The sequence below is a fragment of the Enterococcus sp. S53 genome, from assembly GCF_016516865.1.
In the GTDB taxonomy this organism is placed as follows: domain Bacteria; phylum Bacillota; class Bacilli; order Lactobacillales; family Enterococcaceae; genus Enterococcus_D; species Enterococcus_D innesii.
Genome location: NZ_JACVUH010000041.1, coordinates 1 through 3140, shown reverse-complemented (window position 1 = coordinate 3140; position 3140 = coordinate 1). Strand labels below are relative to the sequence as shown.

At 38.4% G+C, this 3140-nt stretch carries 4 protein-coding genes and 1 pseudogene; 4 read left to right on the top strand and 1 reads right to left on the bottom strand.

What is annotated here, in order from left to right:
* Positions 1-327, top strand: a pseudogene (locus tag IAE45_RS18400) (hypothetical protein); the annotation flags it as partial.
* Positions 324-560 carry a hypothetical protein gene (locus tag IAE45_RS18395; protein ID WP_200127815.1) on the top strand — a complete coding sequence of 79 codons (237 nt, stop codon included), beginning with the start codon at positions 324-326 and terminating at the stop codon, positions 558-560. The pseudogene IAE45_RS18400 and the gene IAE45_RS18395, both read left to right, overlap by 4 nt.
* A 218-nt stretch (positions 561-778) precedes the next feature.
* On the opposite strand, the gene IAE45_RS18390 is transcribed toward IAE45_RS18395, so the two are convergent.
* The gene (locus IAE45_RS18390) at positions 779-1597 is read right to left on the bottom strand and encodes a TIGR02391 family protein (protein ID WP_200127818.1); all 819 of its coding nucleotides are present in this window, start codon (positions 1595-1597) and stop codon (positions 779-781) included.
* 45 nt (positions 1598-1642) lie between these two features.
* Between IAE45_RS18390 and IAE45_RS18385 the strand changes: the two genes are divergently transcribed.
* Positions 1643-2455, top strand: coding sequence for a recombinase RecT (locus IAE45_RS18385; protein ID WP_200127819.1), 813 nt, complete (start codon positions 1643-1645; stop codon positions 2453-2455).
* On the top strand, positions 2452-3140 hold a 689-nt coding region (locus IAE45_RS18380), incomplete at its 3' end, for an MBL fold metallo-hydrolase (protein WP_200127821.1). The genes IAE45_RS18385 and IAE45_RS18380, both read left to right, overlap by 4 nt.

The window sequence follows — 3140 nt, the reverse complement described above, 5'->3', positions numbered from 1 at the left end:
AAAAAAGTCAGCTATCTAGAAGAGTCCATCAACAGCAAGTTTGAACTCGTCAAATTTAAATTGTTTAATATCCTGAAAAATGGCGGTCTTGAGGAAGTTTGTGAGGCGACATACAACGGTATCGAGTATGGAACTAGTTTGAATACAGGCGCTAGGATCAATTGTGATCTAGACATCATCAACACCTTAAGCAAAGAATGTGGGTTGAGTGTACCGGTATTCGTGGATAATACCGAATCAGTAAACGATCTACATCCGATCAATTCACAAATGATTGAGTTACGTGTAACGAAAAATAAAAATCTGAAAGTCGAGGTGTCGGAATGAACGAAGTTATTGTTTATGCCAAGATCAACAATGAAAAAGCGCTAATTGGCACTTTTGGATCTACGGAGAATATTTATGAAGAAGTTGAAGAAAAACTTGACTATCTAAATCTATCTTACTTGATGGATCGAAACCATCACATTTATGTTCGCACGGCATATGATGATTACCGCATGATTTGGGGGAGATCCAAGCTGCCTATTATTGGCACGGCATCAATAAAAGAAGATTGATAGGAGGCGAATAGAAGGTGGAAAGTGGTTCAAAGTTTCAATTTGAAAAAGTAGATCCAGCAAGTTATTTCAAACGGGACCTACTTAACAACGCAATACAATTAAATGAGCACCTGAGAAATGAGCTAGCTCGATTGCAGGAAAATAAAGATTCTAGGATTTCTAATCGCGTTATTCGTCTAGCTGAATGTACAGCGAAGATTACTGAACTTGCAATATCACAAATCCCTGACATTGACACAATTGTCAAGAATACGATGAGCTAAAGACATCAAAGTAAATGCGGTGATAGCATCCGTTTCACTTTTTTGATTATACAGTTTTGGTTCATGAGCTTGGGGGTTTCGATACATGTATACAATGGAATTTAATAGACTTTTCAGTCCGTTATATTCACTTCGTTCAGTCAAAGTATTAAGCATGTTTCCTTTAATCAAAATTATAGGTCGTTTGAGGATGAAAACTTCATCTATAAGAGTAGATCCGTCTTTTTCAATCTGGGAGATAGTTCTAATTCTTTCAAGAACTCCTTTGCTGGCTTCTAAAATAGCATGGAAATAATCTTCGGAAAATAGCTCCTCTTGACAATACTTAGATACTTCTGAATGGATTTGGTGAAGGGCTATCTTTTTTTCAAATGACATTAATCGTTTCTGAGCCTCAGTAAAGCTGGATACTTCCTCTGAGAGTTCGATCTTTCCCAAATCGTTCAACTGATAACCATAAAAAAGTAATATTCCATTTACTTGTTGTCTAGCGTTATCCCATTGGTCTGGTTTTTTTATAAATGATGCAGGATTTAAGATTTGCTGACAAAGAGTGAATACAGGTTTGGACGACCTTTTATTATGACACTCTTCTAGAAGCGTATTCTCAATTCGTCTCCACTTCGTACTAAGTTTTAAATTTGGTGATGTCGAGTCATGATCGTAATAGTTTAATCTGGAGAATATTTTCGTTAGTTCAGAGCCTATAGTGTATTCACCAAGTACAATAGATATTTCTTTAATTGCAGTTGCATCTAAAGCTTTTGCCAATTAAATCACCTCAAAAGAATTATATCAAAGAAGGGAAATAAAATAATGATAAATCAAAATGAAATTCAAAAAAGAAAGATTGCTGAACCAGTAACTGCGCCATCTCTAAACAATATTTGGACGGATCAAAATGCGTTTCAAACAGCAATGCGCATGGCAAACGCATTGTCGGCATCAACAATTGTTCCTAGGGACTACCAAGGTGAAAAGGGTCTGGGTAACTGCATGATTGCTCTTGAGATGGCCAGTCGTTTGAATACTAGCCCGCTCATGGTGATGCAGAACCTCTACGTTGTAAATGGTCGTCCGTCATGGTCAAGCCAATACATCATCGCTATGATCAACAATTCTAAAAAGTATCGTACTGAGCTGCAGTTTGAGTTCGAAGGGGAAGGAGATACGTTAGCTTGTACAGCCTATGTAGAAGACTACTCAGGAAGAACGATCAAAGGTCCGAAAATCACTATGGATATGGCAAAAAAAGAAGGCTGGGTGAACAAAACCGGATCTAAGTGGCAAACGATGCCAGAAGTGATGATTCGTTACCGAGCAGCATCATTTTTCGGACGCCTTAATTGTCCGGATATGATCATGGGGCTCTACTCTACTGAAGAAGCTTCAGAAATCGCACCTGATTTTATCGTTGTGGATGATGTTGCTGATCGTGTTGAAAAAGAAATTATCGAGAATGCTAACAAGGAAGTGTTGGATCCTACGCCAATTGAAGAATCAAACAATCAACATCCTGAAAATGTAAATGAAGATGGTGAGATTCAAGAGGAAGGCATGACGGAACCACAAGCAAGCGAGGACGAAGGACAGCAGCCACTCGATCTTGGAGAGGATGACCCGTATTGATTTCCGTTAAAGTATTTGGATCAGGAAGCAAGGGAAATGGCTATCTAATTGACGATGGACATTCTCAGCTGATCATCGAGTGCGGTGTCCCATTCCAGCATGTGCAACAACAAATGGGACATGATTTTTCGAAGGTTTCAGGGGTTCTCATCACGCATGAACATAGAGATCATTGCAAGTATATAAAGAAATTAATCGATGGAACTAGCATTTCAATTTTTGCTACTGAAGGGACAACACAAGCGATGTTTTCCGACGAAAAACTCAAACTTAAGCAATATGATTCCTATCGCTTTAAACCACTCTTATACAAAGAAACTCAAAAGATCGGCACATGGTATGTGACACCATTTGAGACGAGACATGATGTTGCTGAACCTTGTGGTTTTCTAATCGATAATACAGCCGGAGATAGATTGGTTTTCGTCACGGATTCCTATTACGTAAAGTATCGTTTTCCAAATGTGACCCACATAATGGTTGAGGCGAACTACTCGAAAGATATCGTTGATCAGAAAATGAACAAAGGCTTCGATCTCAAACGCAAGGAACGGCTACTTGAAAGTCACTTCGATTTTGATCGAACGTTAGATTTTATCAAAACGAACAAAAGCGATCGGCTGCAAGAAGTTTGGCTGTTGCATTTATCAGATGCTAATAGTCATGAACAAAAATTTAAAGAGGA

What these genes read in the sequence shown, in the direction of transcription:
- IAE45_RS18395 (WP_200127815.1), top strand. Translation starts at nt 324, where the DNA reads ATGAACGAAGTTATTGTTTATGCCAAGATCAACAATGAAAAAGCGCTA.
- IAE45_RS18385 (WP_200127819.1), top strand. Translation starts at nt 1,643, where the DNA reads ATGATAAATCAAAATGAAATTCAAAAAAGAAAGATTGCTGAACCAGTA.